This is a genomic window from Curtobacterium sp. MCPF17_047 (genome assembly GCF_003234045.1).
GTDB lineage: Bacteria > Actinomycetota > Actinomycetes > Actinomycetales > Microbacteriaceae > Curtobacterium.
The window spans coordinates 57,183-79,237 of sequence record NZ_QKSF01000004.1; the positions used below are offsets into that span (position 1 = coordinate 57,183).

The window sequence follows — 22,055 nt, forward strand, 5'->3', positions numbered from 1 at the left end:
CACCACCGAGGAGCCCCGCCAGATGACCACACTCCGCGTGATCGTGGACCAGGTGCTCGCACCGGTACCCGGCGGCATCGGCCGTTACGCGGAGGAACTGACCCGGCAGCTCATCGCGACCGCCCCGGACGGTTGCGACGTCGAAGCGGTCGTCTCCGCGTCCTCGACCGCCGAACTGCAGCGTCTCCGGACACTCCTGCCCGGGCTCGCCGACCTCGACCGGCTCGCGCTCCCCCGTCGTGAGCTGGCCCTCGCCTGGCAGGGCGGTCTCGCCCACGGCGCCTCGCACGGCATGGTGCACGCACCGAGTGTGCTCGCACCGCTGGTCAAGCACGACCGTGTGCAGGAACCGGGTCGGCAGACGGTCGTCACCGTGCACGACACGGTGCCGTGGACGAATCCCGAGACCCTGACGCCGCGCGGCGTGCACTTCCACAAGGCGATGGTGAAGCGCGCGTACAAGTACGCCGACGCCGTCGTGGTCCCGACCCACGCGGTCGCCGGACAGCTCAACGAGATCCACCGGTTCGACGACCGCCTGCGCGTCATCGGCGGCGCACCGAGCGGACGCCTTCGCGTGCCGGTCGACGCCGACCTCCGCGCGGAGCGCCTGGGCCTGCCCGACCGTTACGTGCTGGCCGTCGGCACACTGGAGCCCCGGAAGGGCCTCACCGCGCTCATCGACGCGATGGCCCACCCCGACGCGCCGGCCGACGTCCCCCTGGTCATCTCCGGGCCGGACGGGTGGGGCGACGTGGACGTGCACGGCACCGCCGAACGCGCCGGGCTCGACCCGTCACGGGTGAAGGTGCTCGGGCGGGTCGACGACGCCGACCTCGCCGTGGCGTACGACCGCGCAACCGTCTTCGTGTTCCCGAGCCTGGCCGAGGGCTTCGGGCTCCCCGTGATCGAGGCGATGAGCTTCGGCGTCCCGGTGATCCACTCCGACGACGAAGCCGTCAGCGAAGTCGCGTCCGATGCCGGTGTGTGCGTCGCACGGAACCCCCGGGACACCTACCCCGAGCGTCTCGCGCAGGCGATGTACCAGGTCGTCAACGACCCGCACCTCGCGGGCCAGCTCGCCATCGCCGGTCCGGACCGCGCCCGGATGTTCGACTGGCGCGACTCCGCCCTCGAGACCTGGCAGCTGCACGCCGACCTCTGACCCGGGGCATCGGTGCTGGTCGGCGTCGGTGCTGGTCGGCATCGGTGCTGGTCGGCATCGCTACCGGTCCGTCCGGCAGCGTCACGGCTCGGCATCGATCGTCCGCTCCGCCGTGTCCCTGGCCGGGAGGCCCGTCCCCGACTGCCAGGATCGGCTCATGACCCGTCGTCACCCGTCCACGGCCCTCACCGCCGCCATCACCGTCGGCGTCGGCGCGGCCCTGTTCCTGACCGCGTGCTCCGGCGGCGACACCCCGGCACCGACCCGCAGTGCGACGGCGACCGCGACCGCCGAGCCGACCCGGACCGCGTCCCCGACCCCCTCGCAGAGCACCCCGGTCGTCCCGTCCTCGCCGGCCAGCGCGACGCCGACGCCGGGTGACGACGACGGCGACGACGGCTCCGGGCAGGGCGCCGGGAACGGCGGCGGCGTCACCGACCCCGGCACCGTCGACCTCGGCATCGTGACCCAGCAGGGCATCGCAGCCGCCGGCGGTGGCACGGTCGTCTCCCTCACCGGGTCGGGTGACCTCTGGACTGTGGTCGTCGCGGGGCCCGACGGCACGCTGACGCAGTCCGTGGTGTCCGCCACGCTCGGCCGGGTCACCTCCGGACCGTTCCCGAAGGACTCCGACGCCGCGACGAAGACCGCGAACGCAGCACGTGCCGCCGGACTGCGCGTGGACGCCGACGCCGCCGCCGCGAAGGCCACCGCAGCGGTCCCGGGCAGCACCCTCGCCACCCTGCAGCTCGGCGGGAGCGGTTCCGCGCCGACGTGGACCGCGACGGTGTCCTCGGGTGGAGCCAGCCGCACGGTGACCGTGGACGGCGTGACGGGCGCGGCCCGAGCCTCCTGACCGTCGACCGGCGCCACTGACCTCGGGCCGGCGCGGGCAGGTCAGCGGGCGTCGCGGAGCGCCTGTGCCTTCCGTTCGACGGCCTGCTCGAGCTCGGCGGCGTACTCGGCGAGCCGGGCCGCGACCGTGGGCTCGGACGTCCCGATGATGCGCGCCGCGAGGAGCCCGGCGTTCGCCGCACCGTTGATGGCCATCGTCGCGACCGGGATGCCCGCGGGCATCTGGACGATCGACAGCAGCGAGTCGAGACCGTCGAGCCGGGCGAGCTGCACCGGGACGCCGATCACGGGCAGGGTCGTCACCGAGGCGACCATGCCGGGCAGGTGCGCTGCACCGCCGGCCCCGGCGATGACGACACGGATGCCGCGGCCCGCGGCCTCGCGCCCGAAGCGCATCATCTTGTCCGGGGTGCGGTGCGCCGACACGACGTCCGCCTCGTAGGGGATCCCGAGTTCGTCGAGCACGTCGGCCGCGGCGCGCATGGTCGGCCAGTCCGAGTCGGAACCCATGATGACGGAGACGAGGGGGGCGGGAGCGGCGCTGTCGGTCACCCTGCCGAGCCTAGCGGCGGGTGGCGGGCGTCTCCCACCGGGCCCGCCGGGCCAAGCGGGCCAGCCAGGCCAACCGGGCCAGCCAGGCCAACCGGGCCAGCCAGGCCAGCCGGGTGAGCCGGGCGACGGGACGGGTCCGTCAGCGGACCGTCACGGTGCGGCAACCGAGCGAGGCGTCCCCGCCGCGGCCGAGCCCGGTCGCCGTGACGCACACGGTGTGCCGGCCTGACGCGACGGCCAGCGTCCGCGCGTAACCGTGCGACGATCCGGCGCTGTACACGCGGTCGACGTCGGGACGGGAGCCCGAGGCGGCGACACCCGTCGGCCGCCGACCGTCGATCCGCACGGTGACGGTGACCGGGGTGCTGACCGCGTCCCGGTCGAAGGCCCAACCCGACACGGCCACGCGACGTGTCGCAGGGGACGTCGCGGCGTCGAGCCGGCCGACGGGAGCGCTCGCGGCCACCGTCACGGTCCGGCACACCGAGGTCGGGACGGTGCGGGCCGTGGTGCTCGTGCCACCGGGACCGACGTCGGACACGACCGCGCACACCCGGTGGGTGCCCGCGGGACCGGGCACGACGGTCTGGAACCCGTGTGCTGCTCCGGCACCGGTGGCCCGTGCGACGTCGGGGCGGTCGAGGCCCGCAGTGGTCGTCGCGACGGTCCGACCGTCGACGGTGATGCCCACAGGGAGCGACGCGCCGGGCGCGTCGGCGTCGACCGTCCAGCCCCGGACCGCGATGCCCGCCGGGGCCGTGGTCGCCGAGTCGAGTGCGACCCGCGGTGCCACGGGCTGCCGCGTCGCGGGGGTCGGCGTCAGGACCGGGGTACCGAGCGCGGCGTTCGCGACGAGTGCCCGCGCGTACGCCGAGTACCACGTCCCGGCCCGGGGTCCGCCGTTGCAGGTGCCGTCACTCGCGCCGGGCGTCTTCACCCAGAGCAGTGCGTCGAGCGCGGTGCCGTCGGTGGCCACCCGGGGCGTCGTACCGAGGCCGGCGCCCGGCGCGTTGCACCAGGTCCCCCGCCACCCGGTGCCGTTCCGCGACGTGTCGATCACGTAGTGCGACCCTCCCGTCAGGGCGGAGACGCGCTGCGCGTACGCCTGCTCCTGCGCGACCGGGTAGTAGTTCGCGACGTTGGTGGAGAACCCGCGGGCGGTCTGGACGCCGGCCTGGACGAGCCGGTCCGCCATCGTCGCCGCCGGCACCCAGTTCGAGTTCCCCGCGTCCAGGTACGCGGGGACACCGGCAGCGGTGAAGGCCGCGACCTCGCGCGAGAGGATCCGGTAGCGCTGCTGGTCCAACGACCCGGTGCAAGCGCTGTTGCTGAGCATCGCGAGCGAGTCCGGTTCGACGACGACCACCGCACGCTTCCCGGCGACGAGTGACACGACCTGGTCGACCCAGCGGTCGTAGGAGCTCTCGTCGAAACCACCAGCCGAGTAGCCGCCGCAGTCACGCTGCGGGATCGCGTAGGTGACGAAGACCGCGGTCGTGCCGGTGGCGGCGGCACCGTCGGTGGCGGCGGTCACGGTCTCGGTCAGGGTGGTGCCCTGCGTCCACTCGCCGAGCCAGGTCGCCACCGGGTAGCGGGCGATCGTCGAGGCGGCGGCGGCTCCGGCCGGGTCGGTCGTGCGGAGCGCCGCGGCGGCCTTCGCGGCCTCACCGGTCGGCGGGTTGTACTGTCCACCGCCGTAGACCTGTGCCGCGGTGCGTGCGCGGAGCTCGGTCGGGGTGGCAGCGGCTGCGGGGCTCGAGTCGGACTCGGACAGGACGAGCCCGGAGGCGACGAGTCCGACCGTCACGACGGCGACGGCGAGCGCGACGGCGGACGCCCTGGTCGCGCGCGACGCCCTGGTCGAGCGCGACGCCCTGGTCGTTCGCGGTGCCCTGGTCGAGCGCATGTGGGTCCCCCGGGAGTCAGCGTGGTCAGCCTCCCCATGGCACCACGGCTCGCCCACGACGACCACCCGCCAGTCCGAGTGCCACCCGACGTGGTGGCACCCGGCACAGGGGTCTGACAGGGGCACGGAGCAGGAGACCCTCCCCGCCCGAGCGGCGTCCGTCCGTCAGCCCGCAGCGCGGCAGCCGTCAGCCGTCAGTCATCCGGGGTCAGTCGTCGAAGTGCGCTGCCGCGGCCCGGGCGCGGTACACGACGTCGTCCACGTCGTCTCCGGTCACCGTGACGTGGCCGATCTTCCGACCGGGGCGCGGGGCCTTGCCGTAGAAGTGGTACTTCGCCTCCGGGAACGCGGCGAGCGCCGCCGGGTAGCGACCCGCCAGGTCACCGTCGCCGGGCCCGCCGAGCACGTTGACCATGACCGCGACGGGAGCGTTCGTCCCCGTCGTGCCGAGCGGCAGGTCGAGCACGGCCCGCAGGTGCTGCTCGAACTGGCTCGTGGTCGCCCCGTCGATCGACCAGTGGCCGGTGTTGTGCGGACGCATCGCGAGTTCGTTGACGAGGATCCGGTCATCGTCGGTCTGGAAGAGCTCCACCGCCAGGACCCCTGTGACGTCGAGCTCCTCGGCGACGCGGACGGCGATCGACTCGGCCAGGTCGGCGATCCGACCGGCACTCGAGGGCGCGGGCGCGATCACCTCGGCGCAGACCCCGTCACGCTGCGTCGTCTCGACGAGCGGCCAGGCGACGATCTGTCCGGACGGCCGTCGGGCGACGGACTGCGCGAGCTCGCGGGTGAAGGCGACGAGTTCCTCGACGAGGAGTGCCTGGTCTCCGCCGGACTCGGCCACCGCGATGAACCAGTCCTCGACGTCGGCGGGATCCGTGACGACACGGACGCCCTTGCCGTCGTACCCACCCCGCGGGGTCTTCACGACGGCGCGTCCGCCGTGCTCGGCGAGGAACGCGCGGAGCTCGTCGGCGTCGTGCACTGCGGCCCAGTCCGGCACCGGGAGCCCGAGCTCGGTGAGCCGACGACGCATCGTGATCTTGTCCTGCGCGACCGCGAGCGGCGCGGGGCCCGGCCGGACCGCCACACCGGCGTCGACCAGCGCGGCGAGGACGTCCTGGGGCACGTGCTCGTGGTCGAAGGTGACGACGTCGACGTCCTGCGCGAACGCCAGGACCGTCTCGGCGTCGTGGTAGTCACCCTCGGCGGTCGCGGCGATGGCCGCGGACATGCCCGGTCCCTCGGCGAGGACCCGGATGTCGAGGCCGAGCTCCACCGCTGCGGGCACCATCATCCGCGCCAGCTGGCCACCGCCGATGACCCCGACTCGCAGCGCCATCGATCAGCGTCCCATGCCGTGGTAGGCGAAGCCCGCGGCGCGCCAGGCGTCCCGGTCCAGGCAGTTGCGGCCGTCGATGACGACCGGGGTGGCGACGGCCGCGGCGACAGCGGCGGCGTCGAGCTCACGGAACTCGTTCCACTCGGTGAGCACGAGCACGATGTCGGCGCCGGTGACGGCCTCGGTGACGGTCTCGACGTAGTCCAGCTCGGGGTGCAGACGGCGGGCGGTGACGATGGCCTCCGGGTCGTACGCGGCGACGTCGGCACCGAGTTCACGCAGACGCGCGGCGATGTCGAGCGACGGCGAGTCCCGGACGTCGTCGGAGTTCGGCTTGAACGCGAGTCCGAGGACCGCGACGCGCTTGCCGGTGACGTCGCCGCCGAGGGCCTGCGTGGCGAGTTCGACGACGTGCGCCCGGCGGCGGAGGTTGATCGCGTCGATGTCGGCCAGGAACGCGAGCGACTCGCCCACGCCGAGCTCGTCGGCGCGGGCCTGGAACGCACGGATGTCCTTCGGCAGGCAGCCGCCGCCGAAGCCGAGGCCGGCGTTCAGGAACTTCCGGCCGATGCGGGCGTCGTGTCCGATGGCGTCGGCGAGTGCGGTGACGTCGGCGCCGACGACCTCGGCGATCTCGGCCATCGCGTTGATGAACGAGATCTTGGTCGCGAGGAACGCGTTCGCGCTGACCTTGACGAGTTCCGCCGTGGCCAGGTCGACGACGAGACGAGGGGTGTCCTCGGCGAGCGCGACGGCGTACACCTCGTCGAGCGCCGCGACGGCGGCTTCGCCCTCGGGGCCGGCGGGCACGCCGTAGACCAGGCGGTCCGGCGCGATGGTGTCCTGCACGGCGAAGCCCTCGCGGAGGAACTCCGGGTTCCAGACCAGCGTGGCACCGGGGACGGCCGCGCTGACGTCCGCGGCCAGGCGGGCCGCGGTGCCGACGGGGACGGTCGACTTGCCGACGACGAAGTCCCCGGCGGACAGGTGCTCGGTGAGCGAGGCGACGGCCGCGTCGACGTACGTGAGGTCGGCGGCGCCGGTCGGTCCCTGCGGGGTGCCGACGGCGACGAAGTGGACCCGCGCGCCGGCGACCTCGGCCATGTCGGTCGTGAACCGGATCCGACCGGAGGCGAGGGCCTCGGTCAGGATCTCGGGCAGACCGGGCTCGAAGAACGGTGCTTCGCCCGCCGCGAGTCGTTCGATCTTCCCCGGGTCGACGTCCACCGCGACGACGTCGTGTCCGAGCTTGGCCATGGAGGCGGCGTGGACGGCACCGAGGTAACCGCAGCCGATGACAGAGATACGCACGGGACGACGGTACCGGGTCGTCGCCCGGTCCACGAGACGGTGAACCGCAAGACCACGCGCGGTTCCCCGCAGTGTCTCCGCAGATCGCAGTCGGAGGAAGCGGCTAGCGGTCGTGTCGGGCGGTCCCGCGGACGATGTCGTCCCAGTCGGGTTCGCGGTGCCGACGTCGTGCCTCGTGCGCCTCGACCAGGTCGTGCAGCACGGCGACGACGAGGTCCGCGTGCGGGACGTCGGTGAGCACGAGCGCCGGGTCCTCCCCCGGGAACACGAGCACGTCGCCCGAACGGAACAGCCCCTGGGCACCCTGTCGCCGCACGGTGACGTCGTACCCGCGCGAGTGCAGCAGCTCCCGGCGGGTCCGGGTGCCGAGACCGTGCGAGACCACGAGTCGCCGGGTGGTCACGACGTACCGCTGGGACATCCACCGCAGCAGCGGCACGACGCCGCCGAGCAGGACGAGCACGACGACCAGGACCGCGACCGCGACGTTGAGCCAGGCGAGTTCCGCGCGGAACACCCCGAAGCCGAACCCGCCGGCGGCCGCCACGAGCACGACGAAGACCGCGGGGCGGACGAGTCGTCGGGCGTGTGGCCGGAGCCGGGCGACGACGAGCTCGGGGGCAGGCTCGTCCGTCATGGGCTCATGCATAGCGCAGGTGGGTGACGTCCCCCACCGCGACGCCCCTGGAGGCGCCGGTCCGGTCCCGGATCGTGATGCGGCCGTCGTCGTCGACGCCGGTCGCGTCGGCCTCGACCGTCGATCCGTCCGGCAACTCGAGGCGCACCCGCTGGCCGACCGTCCCGCACACGGCCCGGACGTGCGAACGGACCGCGTCGGCGGCGGCACCTCCGGCGACGAGCCCGGCCACGGCCTCCTGGAGGCCCGTCCAGAGGTCCGTCAGGACCGCGTCGGCGAGTGCCGTGGCCGGTCCGGTCGCACCGGCCACGAGGAGGGAGGTGGCGGTCGGGGTGGGCAGCGCGCCGGCCGGGATCGTGAGGTTCACGCCGACGCCGACGACGACGGACCCGTCGGCGGCGACCTGGCAGAGCACGCCGCTGACCTTGCGGCCGTCGACGAGGACGTCGTTCGGCCACTTCACGAGCACGCGGTCGTCCGTGTCCGGCTGCGCGCCTGCGTCCGTCTGTCCGTCGGCGAGCACGCCGGCGACGGCGTCGCGCACGGCGGCGCCCGCGACGAGCGGCAGCCAGCCCCGGTCGCGGGCGTCGAGGTCCGCCCGCACCAGCACGCTCGCGGCCAGGGTCTGTCCCGCGGGGGCCACCCACGACCGGTCCAGCCGTCCGCGTCCGGCGGTCTGGTCGAGGGTCACCACGACGCTGCCGGAGGCCAGGTCCGGTGCGTCGCGGAGCAGGTCGGCGTTGGTGGACCCCGTCGTCGGCAGCACCGTCATCGTCGCGCCGGCGCCCTGGACGGCGGCGCTGACGGAGACGAAGTCGGGTGTGACCGGTGTGGACATGCACGCAAACCTACGGCCCGGAACCGTGGGGGTCCTCCAACGGGGGTGTCCCGCACCGCCGGTAGGGTGAGCGGGTGACCACAGGAGACACCCCCGATCTCTCGACGACCGCAGGCCGTCTGGCTGACCTCCGCGACCGGTACCACGAAGCCGTGACCGCCGCAGGCGAGTCCGCGATCGCGAAGCAGCACGCCAAGGGCAAGATGACGGCCCGCGAGCGGATCGAGCAGCTGCTCGACGAGAACTCCTTCGTGGAGCTCGACGAGTTCGTCCGCCACCGCACCCACGCCTTCGGGATGGAGTCGAAGCGTCCCTACGGCGACGCGGTCGTCACCGGCCACGGCACCATCCACGGCCGACAGGTCGCGGTCTACGCGCAGGACTTCACGGTCTTCGGCGGTTCCCTCGGTGAGGTCGCCGGCGAGAAGATCGTCAAGGTGATGCAGCACGCGCTGAAGACCGGAGTGCCGATCATCGGCATCCTCGACTCCGGTGGCGCCCGCATCCAGGAGGGAGTGGTCGCGCTCGGCAAGTACGGCGAGATCTTCCGCCTCAACACCGCGGCCTCCGGCGTCATCCCGCAGATCTCGATCGTGATGGGCCCGGCTGCCGGTGGCGCCGTCTACTCCCCCGCCCTCACCGACTTCGTGATCATGGTCGACAAGACCAGCCACATGTTCGTCACCGGCCCGGACGTCATCAAGACGGTCACCGGCGAGGACGTCGGCTTCGAGGAACTCGGCGGCGCGCAGACCCACAACGCGGTCTCCGGGGTCGCGCACTACCTGGCCGAGGACGAGACCGACGCGCTCGACTACGCGCGCTCGCTGATCGGGTTCCTGCCGGACAACAACCTGTCCGATCCGCCGACGTACGACGTCGCGCCGGAGCTCGAGACGACCGACGCCGACCGCGAGCTCGACCTCGTCATCCCGGACTCCACCAACCAGCCGTACGACGTCACCCAGGTCATCGAACACGTCGTCGACGACGGCGAGTTCCTCGAGGTGCAGCCACTCTTCGCGCCGAACATCATGATCGGCTTCGGTCGTGTCGAGGGCCGCACGGTCGGCATCATCGCGAACCAGCCGCAGGCGATGGCCGGGACGCTGAACATCGACGCCGGCGAGAAGGCCGCGCGCTTCGTCCGGTTCTGCGACGCGTTCGGGATCCCGATCCTGACCCTGGTCGACGTCCCGGGGTACCTGCCCGGCACCGATCAGGAGTGGACGGGTGTGATCCGCCGCGGTGCGAAGCTCCTGTACGCCTACGCCGAGGCCACCGTGCCGCTCGTCACCGTGATCACCCGCAAGGCGTACGGCGGCGCGTACATCGTGATGGGCTCGAAGCAGCTCGGGGCGGACATCAACCTCGCCTGGCCGACCGCGGAGATCGCGGTCATGGGCGGTCAGGGTGCGGTGAACATCCTCTACCGCAGCGAGATCAAGCGTGCCGAGGAAGCCGGCGAGGACGTCGCTGCCGTCCGCACGAAGCTCGCGAACGAGTACACCTACAACGTGGCGTCGCCGTACCTGGCGGCCGAGCGCGGCGAACTCGACGGGATCATCCAGCCGCACGCCACACGCGTGTCGGTCATCAAGGCGCTCCGGGCGCTGCGCGGCAAGCGGGCGAGCCTGCCGCCGAAGAAGCACGGGAACATCCCCCTGTGAGCCCACGCCATGCTGCCGACGCCCCGGCCGACGCCACCGCGTCGGTCGCGGACGTGCGTGTCGTCGGCGGGGACCCGACACCCGAGGAGCTCGCAGCCGTGATCGCGGTGCTGCAGCGTCAGGCCGACGAGGCCGCCGCTGCCGGCCGAGCCCAGACGGAGTCGTCACCGCGCGACGGCTGGACCCGATCTGCCCGGGGGATGCGCGGACCGCTCCAGCAGGGCTCTTGGAGCCGGTCCCTCCGCTGAACCCGTTCGCGTCCGGTACCGGTCCGGTGACGGTCCGGTACCACCGGCTGTCTGTACCCCGTTCGGTACCGACCGGTGTCGACCTCGGCACAGCGGCGGACGCACCGTTCGGTCTCCCCTCACTCGGGGGTCGTCCACGCCGGGAACCGCCGCAGATCGCCCGAATTGTCCCCCGAAATGACGACTGACACCCCCTGGTGCTGTTGGCATCATTGTCTGTGTTCGGTGTTCTTCGTTGAAGTGCATCGCCGGTCGGTGGCCGACTAGGGTACGAAGCCACCGCCGAGACGAGTCAGGGCGATATTCGGGTTGTCGCTCTGCCTCGGGTCGTGAACGGGCCGGTCGGTAGCTCCGACCGGCCCGTTCCCCGTTTTCCGGGTCGTTTCCCGCATCCGAGGCGTTCCCTGTCTCCGGGGCGTTCGCCGCTCCCCTCGTGTGCGCTGCCGGCTCGGCGTCAGCCCTGGGTCGCGTACCGGTCGATCTCGAGCCACAGCGCGACGGAGTCGTCCCCGTCGTCGTCCTCGTCGTCGTCCGCCGCCCCGAGGGCTGCGGACTCGCTCTCGGCCGCGTCGAGCCGCAGTCCGACCACGGTCACCGCGGCGTCGGCGTTGTCCGGCACGGTCCGGACGATCACGTTGTCGGCGTCGGCCTCGTACGCGCGTCGGAGTGCATCGGCGAGCTCGGCGTGCACACGCTCCTGTTCGACCGTCTCCAGGTCGTCCAGGCCGCCGTCGTCGTGCAGCTGCACGACGGCGCCGCGACGGCGCAGGCGCATCACCTCTGCCCGGACGTCGTCGGACAGCAGCGAGCGGCCGCGGATCTCGTCACGGATCGCCTGCTCGAGGTGCAGGCTCTCGGCACGCTCGTCCTCGTCCAAGCCACCGCACGTGTCGATGATGCGCTGGAGCATCGGCAGCGCCATCCGCGTCGTCTGGCCGAGCCGGACCTGTCGTTCCGACACGTGCGCGTCCTGCGCCGCCTGCCAGTCGACGGTCTCCTGCTCCGCGCGGACGAAGTCCCGGGTGATCCGGGTGGCGTGGCTCATCGCGATCGCGAACCCGGTGGCGACGGACAACCAGATCACGTTGCCGAGTGCACCCAGCTCGCCCAGTGCCTCCAGGCCGGCCCAGCCGACCGAGTGCACCGTGCAGAAGGCGACGCCGACCCAGGCGAAGCGGCCGCGCTGCCGGACGGCCAGCACGACCATGAGCGTGCCGACGGCGGCGATCCACCACGTGGCGTACGTCGGGGCGACCCGGAGGTCGACGACGGTGGAGCAGACGAGGGGCATCACGACGGCGGTGGCGAGTGCGAACCACGCGACCCAGACGGGCAGCACCGGACCACGCACCAGCAGCGCGAGAGCGGTCGCCGCCGCGTAGAGGACCATGCAGGCGATGACCGGAGCGGCCTTCGCCGGCGTCCCGGGGAGCGTGGTGACGGCGAGGACCAGGTGCAGCAGTGAGAAGAGCGCCGCGAGTCCGATGGCGACACCCGCGGGGATGGAGGCCCTCATGCGTCCGCCCCCGCCTGGTGGACCGAACCGGTCCGGTGAGCGGGACGGTCGTCGGCGCCGAGCGCCGGCCAACGGAGCACGATGCGGGTGCCGGAGCCGGGGGCGGTGCGGAGGTCGGCCTCGCCGTCGGCGGCGGCCATCCGCTCGATGATCGAGCGCCGGACACCGAGGCGTTCAGCCGGGACCGCGTGCGCGTCGAACCCGGTGCCGTCGTCGGCGACCTCGACCTGCACGGACGAGCCGTCGGCGACGATCGTCACCCAGCGCGCGACGTCGTCGCCGGCGTGCTGCACGCTGTTCACCGCCGCCTGGAGCGCGGCCGAGGCGATCGCGTCCGCCGCCGAGAACGGCAGCGCCGGGCCCGCCATGGGGAGGCTCCGCACCTCCACCGGGGCACCGAGCGACGTGACGGACGTGGCGATCCGGTTCCGGAGGACGTCGAACGGCACGACCTGGTCCTCCCCCGGGCCGTCCGCGGCGGCGGCGGCGAGGTGGTCGATGGCGTTCCGTGCCATGCGTGCGGCGAGGGTCTTCGCGTCCGGGGTGTCCGCACGCGCGGCGGACAGCAACGTCGTGAGCACGCTGTCGTGCACGATGGCGTCGACCTGGACCCGTTCGACCTCGGTGGCGTGTTCCCGGATCGCCCGCGAGTACCGGCGGACCGCGGTGGCCTGGGCCACGTCGACCGCCGCCGCGGCGCGACGGAGCACCACGATGAGGATCAGCGCCGCGATGCCGAGCACCGCGGTGTAGGCGCCGTCGAGGAACGCCCGCTGCGGGCCGACCGCACCGCCGGCCGGCGAGAGCCGCAGCACGACGTAGATGATCGGCACGAGGGCGTTGTAGACCGCGGCGCGCCACGTGGCGAAGCTCAGCGAGGCGGCGATCGTGCCGACGTTGCAGAGCCACCACGGCCACGGGGACTGGTCGACCGGCAACGCCTGGTCGACCGTCAGCGGGAAGGTCAACAGCGCGACGAGGAACAGCAGCGCGCAGACGGTCTGCGCGGCCTGGGACCAGCGCTGCACGATCGCCGACACCCCGACCGCGACGAGCGAGAGTGCCATCGTGATCGCCGCTGCCGGCGCCCAGAACGCGTCGAGGTACGGCAGCTGCTTGAGGAAGCCGGGGACGTTCACCGCGCCGAACCCGATCGCGGCGATGGCCATCAGGATCGTGAACGCCCGGTCCAGCGACGCCTGGGTGATCGTGGCACGGACCGACCGCGACGGATCGGCCCAGCCGACGCCGCGGGCGTGCCCCGGACCGTGCCCGTCAGGTCCGGCGGGCCCGGTGGGCCCGCCGGGCCCGGCGTCGCTCGGACCGGCCGCGGCGGATGCGGGGGTTCCCGGGGACGACGGACGCCGGGCCGCTGCCGGCCCGGCGTCCGCCGCTGCGTCGGTGGTCACGAGGACCGACCGGCGCGGGTGTCGTCAGCGACCATCGCCGTCGGGGTCGATGCCGGAGTCGAGCCCCGGCAGGATCCCGTCCTCGACGGCACGCCGGAGCAGGTCGACCTTGGTCGGGGCGGGGCGACCCACCTCGACGTACTTCACGCGGATGCGGTCCAGGTACTCCCGGGCCGTCGAGTACCCGATGCCGAGCTGCTGCGCCGCCAGCTTGAGCGGCAGGCCCGAGGCGTACAGGTGCAGGATCTCGCGTTCGCGACGCCCGAGCTGGGCCTTCGCGAAGTCGCGGTCCGCGTCGATGGCGCTCGCCCACTCGAGGTTGTTGAGCACGTCACCCCGGGCCACGGTCGCGACGGCGGCCATCACGGTCTTCGTCGCGGACGACTTCGGGATGACGCCGGCAGCCCCTGCCGCCAGTGCCTCCCGCACGTTCGCGACGCGGTCGGCGATGCTGTGCACGAGCACGGCCGAACCGGTGCCCTGCACGCCCTTGACGTTCTCGGTGACCGTCGAGCCGTCACCCAGCGACAGGTCGAGGACGACGACGTCGACCTCGCGCCCGCCGAGCTGGGCGATGTACTCCGGGACGCTCGCGGCGGTGAGGACCACCTCGAACCCCTCGTTCTGGCAGGCGGCCTGGATCCCCAGTCGGACGGACTCGTGGTCGTCGACGATGGCGACCCGGACCGGCCGGGTCTCGGGACCGGCAGTCCCTGTCGTGCCGGTCGATGTGCTGGTGGTCGTGTCTCCCACGGTTGCCTCTCGTTCCGACAGCGCGCCGGGCCCTGATCCCGGTTGCCGTCGTCACCAAGGATACCCAGGTCAACATCAGCTTCGTACCCCACAACGGGACCTGGCGGAGCCGACCACCTGCCGGGGCTCAGGCGACCGGCACCAGCCGCGCCACGGCCTCCAGGTGGTGGGTGTGCGGGAACAGGTCGAAGGCGCGGAGTGCCTCCAGGCGGTACCCGAGATCCGCGAACGTCGCGACGTCGCGCGCCAAGGCGACGGGGTCGCAGGCGACGTAGACGACCTGGGCCGGCTGCAGCGCGGCGATCGACACGACGACCTCACGACCGGCACCGGACCGGGGCGGGTCCAGCACGATCGTGCCGGCGCGGAAGCGCTCGCGCTCCGGACGGGAGGCCGACTCGACGGTCCGGGACAGCCACCGGTCGACACGGCCGGTCTCGGCACGGGCACCGATCCACTCGGACAGGTTCTCGAGCGCGTGCTCGGTCGCGCGGGTCGCACTCTCGACACTCGTCACGCGGGCGCGCGGCCCGACGACGTCGGCGAGGGCCGCGGCGAGCAGCCCGACGCCGCCGTAGAGGTCGAGGTGCTGGCCCTCCGGGTCGAGGCGCTCACGATCGACCAGGTCCTGCACCGCGGCGGTGAGGACGGCGGGAGCCTGCCGGTGCACCTGCCAGAAGCCGTCGTCGTCCACGTCGAAGGTCCGTTCGCCGACGACCTCCTGCACGACCGTGGGGCGCTGGGCGTCGATGACCAGGCGTGCGCCGCCGGAGCCGCTCGGGCTGAGGACGTCGACGACCTCGGCGCCGGGCATCGAACCGCGGCCGAGCGGCGCTGAGCCCTGCACGGCGGCGGTGGCCAGCGGGAGCGAGGTGACCGGGACGACGGTGTGCGACCGGGCGGCGAACGGTCCGGGCGTGCCGTCGGCGTCGACGTGCAGGCGGACCCGGGTGCGCCAGCCGAGGCCGTTCGACTCGTCGTCGCCGGGTGCGGCCTCGACGACGACCGGCGCGCCGAGCACGGCGTCGAGGTCGATGCGGCCGAACCGGGAGAACGAGTCGACGAGCACGTCGCGCTTGAGGGTCCGCTGGTGGGCGAGGGCGATGTGCCCGAACTCCGCACCACCGGGGCGCACGGCGGGGTCGCGGTCCAGGCCGGCCTCGGGCCAGACGTGGTCCACCCGGTGCTCGCTCGGTTCGAGGACCTGCACGGTGTCGGCGCGCCAGAACGACTTCTTCCGGTCCTCCGTCACCCGGGCCACGACCCGCTCCCCGGGGATCGCGTCCGTGACGAACACCACGCGCCCCTCGTGCCGTGCCACCGAGATGCCGCCGTGGGCGATCCCGGTGACGTCGAGTTCGAGCAGTGTGCCGACGGATTCACCCATGGTTCGATGTTCCCATGCGTCTGTACCTCGCGAGCACCTCCCCCGCCCGTCGCGCGCTCCTGGCGCAGTCCGGGATCGAACCGGTGCTCGTCTCGCCGGGGGTCGACGAGGACGCGGTGGCGGCCACCGAGCAGGACCGACTCGGTCGCGGACTCACCGGGCCGGAACTCGTCTCGCTGCTCGCGGTCGCGAAGGCGACGGCGGTCGCGGACGGGCGCGTCGAGCTGGCGGACGGCACCGACACCGGCCTCGACGGCATCGTCTTCGGCGGCGACTCCGCCTTCGAGGTCGACGGGGTGCTGTACGGCAAGCCGCACGACCCGGAGGTGGCCCGCGAGCGGTGGCGGCAGATGCTCGCCGCGGGTGGCGGCACGCTGTGGAGCGGGCACTGCGTCGTGGACCGGCGCGCCGGGGTCGGGGTGACCACTGCCGGGACGGGAGGCGCGGGACGGGCTGGTGACGCGCCTCCCGTCCGCCCCGTGGGCGACCTGGGGCCGGTCGCACCGGGCGGTTCCGCCCTCGTCGTGGACGGTGACCGGGTCGTCGCGGTGGACAGCGCCGTGCTGACGTTCGCCGACGACATGACGCCCGCGGAGATCGACGCGTACGTCGCGACCGGCGAGCCGCTCGAGGTCGCCGGCGCGTTCACGATCGACGGGCGCGCCGCCGCCTTCATCACGCGCATCGACGGAGCACCCTCGGCCGTCGTCGGTCTGTCGCTGCCGATGCTGCGGTCGATGCTCCTGCAGGGGTTCGGGATCGCCTGGCACGACCTCTGGACACGGTAGGACCCGCCGGCGCGCTCGCCACCTCCCCGCCTGTAGACATCCACCTGCTGCACGCGGTGTTTCTTGTGGATGGCGGTCAAAACACGGCACTGGCGCACGAATACGCTGATGTCCCATGACCCGCATCAGCAAGGTCCTCATCGCGAACCGCGGCGAGATCGCCGTCCGCATCATCCGAGCGGCCCGCGATGCGGGCAAGGCCTCGGTGGCGGTCTACGCCGACCAGGACCGTGACGCCCTGCACGCCCGCCTCGCCGACGAGGCCTACGCGCTGAACGGCACCACGAGCGCCGACACCTACCTGGTCATCGAGAAGATCATCTCGGTCGCCCGACGCTCCGGCGCCGACGCCGTGCACCCCGGGTACGGCTTCCTCGCCGAGAACGCCGACTTCGCGCGCGCCGTCATCGACGCCGGGCTCACCTGGATCGGGCCGTCGCCCGACTCGATCGAGCGTCTCGGCGACAAGGTCTCCGCACGGCACGTGGCCGAGAAGGTCGGCGCACCCCTCGCCCCCGGCACGATCGAGCCGGTGCAGGACGTGTCCGAGGTCGTCGCCTTCGCCGACGAGGTCGGGCTGCCCGTCGCGATCAAGGCCGCCTTCGGTGGCGGTGGCCGTGGCCTGAAGGTGGCGCGGGACCGGGCCTCCATCCCCGAGTTGTTCGAGTCCGCCACGCGCGAGGCCATCGCCGCGTTCGGCCGAGGCGAGTGCTTCGTCGAGAAGTACCTCGACAAGCCGCGGCACGTCGAGACCCAGTGCCTCGCGGACGAGCACGGCAACGTCGTCGTCGTGTCCACGCGCGACTGCTCGCTGCAGCGACGCCACCAGAAGCTCGTCGAGGAAGCACCGGCGCCGTACCTCACCGAGGCGCAGCAGACCCTGCTGTACGAGTCGTCGAAGGCGATCCTCCGCGAGGTCGGCTACGTCGGTGCCGGTACCTGCGAGTTCCTCATCGGCGCCGACGGCACGGTCTCGTTCCTCGAGGTCAACACGCGTCTGCAGGTCGAGCACTGCGTCTCCGAGGAGGTCACCGGCATCGACCTCGTCCGCGAGCAGTTCCGCATCGCCGAGGGCGGCACGCTCGACTACGCCGACCCGACCCCGCGCGGCCACTCGTTCGAGTTCCGCATCAACGGCGAGGACCCGGGCCGCAACTTCTTCCCCGCACCGGGCCCCGTCCACGTGTTCAACGCACCGTCCGGCCCCGGCGTCCGCGTCGACTCCGGCGTGGTGTCCGGCGACGTCGTCTCGGGCTCGTTCGACTCGATGCTCGCGAAGCTCATCGTCACCGGTTCCACGCGTGCAGAGGCGCTCGAGCGGTCCCGCCGTGCCCTGGCCGAGTTCGAGGTCGCCGGCCTGCCGACGGTCATCCCGTTCCACCGCGCCGTCGTCGCGGACCCCGCGTTCGCCACCGACGACGCGACGCCGTTCTCGGTCTACACGCAGTGGATCGAGACCGACTTCGTGAACGACATCCCGGCCTGGAGCGGTTCCCCCGAGGAGCTGCCCACGCCGGGCGAGCGCGAGAGCGTCGTCGTCGAGGTGCAGGGCAAGCGCATCGAGGTGACCATGCCCTCCATCGTCGGTGGTGGTGCCGGCGGCGCGCGTCGTCCGTCCGGCCCGTCCGCTCCCCCGAAGCGTCGGTCCTCCGGCGTCAAGGGTGGCCGTGCGGCGTCCGGCTCCTCGGTCGCGTCGCCGATGCAGGCCACCGTGGTGAAGCTCGCGGTCGCCGAGGGTGACACCGTGGTGAAGGGCGACCTGCTCGTCGTCCTCGAGGCCATGAAGATGGAGCAGCCCGTCCAGGCACACAAGGACGGCATCGTCACCGGGCTGAACGCCCCCGTCGGCCAGACGGTCTCCTCGGGCCACGTCCTGCTCGAGCTCGCGTAGCGGGCGCGCGGCGCGCGGCGTCCGGCGCCCGACGCGCGGCGCCGATCGGCTGCGCACAACAGAAACCGCCTCGAACCACGGCTTCCCGCGGTTCGGGGCGGTTCCTGTTGTGCGGCGCCAGGTGGAACCAGCGGACGCAGCGTCAGCGGATCCGGCGGAAACGTCGGGTCTCGAGCGGGAGGCCCAGCCCCAGCAGCAGCGCTCGGAGCCGCTCCGTGTCCCGCGTCTCCGGCCACCCGAACCGACCGAGTCGACGGACGTCGGACACACGGCGGAGCCGGTCCTCGCGGCGCTTCTCCTGGAGGAGGACGTCCTCCGCGGTGAGACCCGCGGCGCGCAGGGCCGGGTCCCGGTACTTCGCGGCACCGTCGAACTCGAGGACGACGCCGTGGTCGGGGAACCAGAAGTCGACCCGCGCCACGAAGCCCGCAGCGTCGTGGAACTCGGTCTGGAGTTCGGGCCGCGGCGCTCCGAGCTCGTCCAACGCCACACGGGCGATCGACTCCCCCACCGAGCCACTGCGTGGGTCGGCGAACCCGATCGCGAAGCGTGCACGGTCCCGGCCGTGCACGGCCCTCTTGGCGTCCAGCTCAGCTCGGAGCGTCGACCGGTCGACACCGCGCTGGAGCGCGACGTCGAGGACGGGCACGGAACGTCGGAGGTCCTGGGTGAGCGCGATGTCGACGACGGTGCTCCGGAGGTCCGTGACCGGCCGGCCCGAGGACGCCCGGGCGATACCCAGCGACCGGCCCTTCCCGGGGTGCTTCCGCAGCAGCCGGAGGGACTGGGACGTCTCCCGCTCGGGATCGATGACGTCGACGACCTCGGGGAGCTCACCGCTCCAGGGCAGCCCGTGCAGGGCGAGGGCTGACACGTGGGACAGCACGAGGCGCGGAGCGATCAACTCGTCGACCGCGTCGATCCGAGCGAGATGGCGGACGCGGGCGTCCGCCGTCCGCCAGCGCTCGGCGTCGACGAACCTGCCGGGTGCGAGCCGGACGAGTGCGCCCCGGTCGGCCGCTGCGACGAGGTCCCGACCGCGACGCCCGGTGGGGTCGACGCTCCCACCCCTGATGATCTCGAGTCGTTGCATCTCCGCAGCCTCGCGGACGCCCACCGCCGCCGCAGGGCCTTCGCCGAACCCTGTGGACGACCGCGCTGGCGCCCGCTGTCGTGCAGGAGCCCGGTTCCGACTGACGCCGCACAACAGGAACCCGCTCGAACCGCGGGATGCAGCGGCGCGAGCGGGTTCCTGTTGTGCGCAGGCCCCGGCGCAGCGCGGCGGCGGCGGCGGCGCCGCGGCGCCGCCCTACGAGACCAGCGGGCGGACGGCCGCGGCCAAGCGGTCGGCCAGCGCGGTGGCTTCGCCGGAGGTCCCAGCGACGGTGTCGATGTAGACCTTCACCTTCGGCTCGGTACCACTCGGGCGGACGATGACCCGGGCGCCACCGTCGAGGTCGAAGCGCAGGATGTCCGACGGCGGGAAGCCCTCGACCCCGTCGAGGAAGTCCGTCACCGACGTGATCTCGACACCGCCGAGGTCCGTCGGGGTGGACGTCCGGAGCGACGCCATGATCTCCCCGATGCGTGACAGGTCGTCCACGCGTGTGGCCACCTGCCCGGAGGCGAAGGCTCCGAACCGCTCGGCGAACGCCTCGAGCTGGTCCGCGATGGTCTTGCCCTCGGCAGCGAGTTCGCTCGCCAGCGACAGCAGCTCCAGTGCAGCGGAGATGCCGTCCTTGTCGCGGATGACCTGCGGGTCGACCAGGTACCCGAGCGCCTCTTCGTAGCCGAAGAGCAGGTCCGGCACGCGGGACACCCACTTGAAGCCCGTCAGCGTGTCCCGGTGCCCGAGTCCGTACTGCTCGGCGACGCGTGCGAGTGCCGGCGAGCTGACGATCGACGCGGCCAGCACCCCGGTCACGCCGGCGTCGGCGGCTCGTTCGGCGGCGCGCCAGCCGAGGAGCCAGCCGACCTCGTTGCCGGCGAGACGCCGGTACGAGCCGGAGCCGTCCGGGATCGCGAGTGCCAGTCGGTCGGCGTCCGGGTCGTTCGCGATCACCAGGTCGGCGCCCACCGCGACACCCCGGGCGATCGCCAGGTCCATGGCGCCCGGCTCCTCGGGGTTCGGGAACGAGACGGTCGGGAAGGCGCCGTCCGGCTCGATCTGCTCCGGGACGACGGCCGGCTCGCGGAAGCCCGCCCGCGCGAACACCGCGCGGGCGGTCTCCCACCCGACGCCGTGCATGGCCGTGTAGACGACGGACGGCTGCGCATCGGCCGGGAGGCCCGGGGCCGGTACGGTCGCAGCCGTCGCGTCCACGTAGGCCTGGACGAGCGACGCATCGGCGACGGTGTAGTCCGTCGCACGGGTGAGCGAGCGGATGTCCCCGGCTGCGACGACGTCGATGGCGGCGGCGATCTCACCGTCGACCGGCGGCACGATCTGCGAGCCCTCGTCGTCCCCGCCGAGGTACACCTTGTAGCCGTTGTCCCGTGGCGGGTTGTGGCTCGCCGTCACCATGACGCCCGCGCCGACGCCCAGGTGCCGGACGGCGAACGCGACGAGCGGTGTCGGCAGCGCCGAGGGCAGCAGCGTCACGTCGAGACCCAGGCCGCGCATGACCTCGGCCGAGTCCCGCGCGAAGACGTCCGAGTTGACGCGGCCGTCGTAGCCGATGACGACGCTGCGATCGCGGCCGGAGTCGATGAGGAACCGGGCGAGCCCCGCGGCGGCCTGCGTCACGACGACGCGGTTCATGCGGAGCGGACCCGCGCCGAGCTCGGCCCGGAGGCCCGCGGTGCCGAACTCCAGCCGTCCGGCGAAGCGGGCTGCGAGCTCGTCGGTGTCCCCGGCGTCGACGAGCTGCTGGAGTTCGGCCCGGGTCTCGTCGTCGGGGTCCTGCTCGATCCAGGCCCTGGCGGTGTCGACGACGCTCACAGTGCCGCCACCACGCGGGCGAGCAGGTCGGCGATGACCGGCTCGGCCTGCTTGCCGGCCTCGAGCACCTCGGTGTGGGACAGCGGCGTCTTCTGGATGCCGGCTGCCAGGTTCGTGATGAGCGAGAAGCCGAGGATCTCCATGCCGGCCTGACGAGCGGCGATGGCCTCGAGCGCCGTCGACATGCCGACGATGTGTCCGCCGATCGCCTTCGCCATCTGGACCTCGGCCGGGGTCTCGTAGTGCGGGCCGCGGAACTGCGTGTAGACGCCTTCGTCGAGGGACGGGTCGACGGACTTCGCGACCGCACGGAGGCGTGCCGAGTACAGGTCGGTCAGGTCGATGAACGTCGCGCCCTCGAGCGGGCTGTCCGCGGTCAGGTTGATGTGGTCGCTGATGAGGACCGGGGTGCCGGGCGTCCAGGTCTCCTTGATGCCCCCGGCACCGTTGGTGAGGACCATGACCGAGGCACCCGTGGCAGCGGCGGTCCGCACGCTGTGCACGACGCGACGCACGCCGTGGTTCTCGTAGTAGTGGGTCCGGGCACCGATGACGAGCGCGTGCCGTCCGTCGGCGAGACGGATCGACCGGACGGTGCCGGAGTGCCCGGGGACGGCCGAGGCACTGAACCCGGGGACGTCCGCCGCGGGGATCTCGGAGACGGTCTCCCCGAGCAGGTCGGCGGCCTTGCCCCAGCCGGAGCCGAGCGTCAGGGCGACGTCGTGGCGTTCGATGCCGGACCGCTCAGCGATGACTGCGGCGGCGTCGCGGGCCACGTCGAAGGGGTCGACGGCGGGGTCGTTCAGGGGGTTCTCGGTGCTGACCATGCGCCGATCGTACCGG

Annotated in this window: 19 protein-coding genes; 6 read left to right on the forward strand and 13 right to left on the reverse strand. The window is 72.9% G+C overall.

The genetic code is table 11. The features are described 5' to 3' along the window. Positions 1-22: 22 nt before the first annotated feature. Both DEJ33_RS05520 and DEJ33_RS05525 read left to right on the forward strand, forming a co-directional pair. Entirely contained in the window at positions 23-1,165 is a 1,143-nt protein-coding gene (locus tag DEJ33_RS05520) for a glycosyltransferase family 1 protein (RefSeq protein ID WP_111194445.1), read from the forward strand. Positions 1,166-1,322: 157 nt separating this feature from the next. Then, complete coding sequence (locus DEJ33_RS05525) at positions 1,323-2,021, forward strand: hypothetical protein (RefSeq protein ID WP_146242533.1); 699 nt, start codon at positions 1,323-1,325, stop codon at positions 2,019-2,021. Between the two features lie 41 nt (positions 2,022-2,062). Here DEJ33_RS05525 and purE read toward each other — a convergent pair whose 3' ends face one another. The 6 genes from purE to DEJ33_RS05560 all read right to left on the reverse strand — a co-directional run bounded on the left by purE (position 2,063) and on the right by DEJ33_RS05560 (position 8,609). Beyond that, positions 2,063-2,572: a 5-(carboxyamino)imidazole ribonucleotide mutase gene (purE, locus tag DEJ33_RS05530; RefSeq protein WP_258374610.1), complete on the reverse strand. Its 510-nt coding sequence runs from the start codon at positions 2,570-2,572 to the stop codon at positions 2,063-2,065. A gap of 139 nt (positions 2,573-2,711) precedes the next feature. Next, the gene (locus tag DEJ33_RS05540; RefSeq protein WP_146242534.1) at positions 2,712-4,478 is read right to left on the reverse strand and encodes a glycoside hydrolase family 6 protein; all 1,767 of its coding nucleotides are present in this window, start codon (positions 4,476-4,478) and stop codon (positions 2,712-2,714) included. A gap of 208 nt (positions 4,479-4,686) precedes the next feature. Then, entirely contained in the window at positions 4,687-5,823 is a 1,137-nt protein-coding gene (locus DEJ33_RS05545; RefSeq protein WP_111078214.1) for a 5-(carboxyamino)imidazole ribonucleotide synthase, read from the reverse strand. Positions 5,824-5,826: 3 nt separating this feature from the next. Then, positions 5,827-7,134: a UDP-glucose/GDP-mannose dehydrogenase family protein gene (locus DEJ33_RS05550; protein WP_111078317.1), complete on the reverse strand. Its 1,308-nt coding sequence runs from the start codon at positions 7,132-7,134 to the stop codon at positions 5,827-5,829. A 103-nt stretch (positions 7,135-7,237) separates the two neighbouring features. Next, complete coding sequence (locus DEJ33_RS05555) at positions 7,238-7,771, reverse strand: PH domain-containing protein (RefSeq protein WP_111078215.1); 534 nt, start codon at positions 7,769-7,771, stop codon at positions 7,238-7,240. Between the two features lie 4 nt (positions 7,772-7,775). Continuing rightward, positions 7,776-8,609, reverse strand: coding sequence for a biotin--[acetyl-CoA-carboxylase] ligase (locus tag DEJ33_RS05560; protein WP_258374765.1), 834 nt, complete (start codon positions 8,607-8,609; stop codon positions 7,776-7,778). 74 nt (positions 8,610-8,683) lie between these two features. Here DEJ33_RS05560 and DEJ33_RS05565 point away from each other — a divergent pair, with 74 nt between their 5' ends. Together DEJ33_RS05565 and DEJ33_RS05570 are read left to right on the forward strand one after the other, a co-directional pair. After that, positions 8,684-10,279, forward strand: a complete 1,596-nt coding sequence (locus DEJ33_RS05565) for an acyl-CoA carboxylase subunit beta (protein WP_111078216.1) — start codon at positions 8,684-8,686, stop codon at positions 10,277-10,279. Next, positions 10,276-10,527 (forward strand): acyl-CoA carboxylase subunit epsilon, encoded by a 252-nt coding sequence (locus tag DEJ33_RS05570; RefSeq protein WP_111194448.1) that lies wholly within the window; start codon positions 10,276-10,278, stop codon positions 10,525-10,527. The genes DEJ33_RS05565 and DEJ33_RS05570 overlap by 4 nt, the downstream gene beginning before the upstream one ends. 454 nt (positions 10,528-10,981) lie before the next feature. Here the strand turns inward: DEJ33_RS05570 and DEJ33_RS05575 are convergent, their stop codons facing one another. From DEJ33_RS05575 to DEJ33_RS05590, 4 genes are all read right to left on the reverse strand, one after another. Continuing rightward, a complete protein-coding gene (locus DEJ33_RS05575; RefSeq protein ID WP_111194449.1) occupies positions 10,982-12,043 on the reverse strand; it encodes a hypothetical protein in 1,062 nt (353 codons plus the stop codon). Beyond that, positions 12,040-13,452 carry a sensor histidine kinase gene (locus DEJ33_RS05580; RefSeq protein ID WP_111194450.1) on the reverse strand — a complete coding sequence of 471 codons (1,413 nt, stop codon included), beginning with the start codon at positions 13,450-13,452 and terminating at the stop codon, positions 12,040-12,042. Before DEJ33_RS05580 ends, DEJ33_RS05575 begins: the two co-directional genes overlap by 4 nt. 24 nt (positions 13,453-13,476) lie before the next feature. After that, positions 13,477-14,205: a response regulator gene (locus DEJ33_RS05585; protein WP_375334549.1), complete on the reverse strand. Its 729-nt coding sequence runs from the start codon at positions 14,203-14,205 to the stop codon at positions 13,477-13,479. A gap of 127 nt (positions 14,206-14,332) precedes the next feature. After that, positions 14,333-15,592 (reverse strand): class I SAM-dependent RNA methyltransferase, encoded by a 1,260-nt coding sequence (locus DEJ33_RS05590; protein ID WP_111194451.1) that lies wholly within the window; start codon positions 15,590-15,592, stop codon positions 14,333-14,335. A gap of 14 nt (positions 15,593-15,606) precedes the next feature. Here DEJ33_RS05590 and DEJ33_RS05595 point away from each other — a divergent pair, with 14 nt between their 5' ends. Both DEJ33_RS05595 and DEJ33_RS05600 read left to right on the forward strand, forming a co-directional pair. After that, on the forward strand, positions 15,607-16,380 hold the full coding sequence (locus DEJ33_RS05595; protein WP_111194452.1) for a nucleoside triphosphate pyrophosphatase: 774 nt from the start codon (positions 15,607-15,609) through the stop codon (positions 16,378-16,380). A gap of 115 nt (positions 16,381-16,495) precedes the next feature. Next, entirely contained in the window at positions 16,496-18,271 is a 1,776-nt protein-coding gene (locus DEJ33_RS05600) for a biotin carboxylase N-terminal domain-containing protein (RefSeq protein WP_111194453.1), read from the forward strand. A gap of 142 nt (positions 18,272-18,413) precedes the next feature. On the opposite strand, the gene DEJ33_RS05605 is transcribed toward DEJ33_RS05600, so the two are convergent. From DEJ33_RS05605 to DEJ33_RS05615, 3 genes are all read right to left on the reverse strand, one after another. Further along, positions 18,414-19,364 (reverse strand): hypothetical protein, encoded by a 951-nt coding sequence (locus DEJ33_RS05605; RefSeq protein ID WP_146242535.1) that lies wholly within the window; start codon positions 19,362-19,364, stop codon positions 18,414-18,416. 216 nt (positions 19,365-19,580) lie between these two features. Continuing rightward, positions 19,581-21,212: a phospho-sugar mutase gene (locus DEJ33_RS05610; RefSeq protein ID WP_111194454.1), complete on the reverse strand. Its 1,632-nt coding sequence runs from the start codon at positions 21,210-21,212 to the stop codon at positions 19,581-19,583. Beyond that, a complete protein-coding gene (locus tag DEJ33_RS05615; protein ID WP_111194455.1) occupies positions 21,209-22,039 on the reverse strand; it encodes a purine-nucleoside phosphorylase in 831 nt (276 codons plus the stop codon). Before DEJ33_RS05615 ends, DEJ33_RS05610 begins: the two co-directional genes overlap by 4 nt. Positions 22,040-22,055 lie beyond the last annotated feature (16 nt).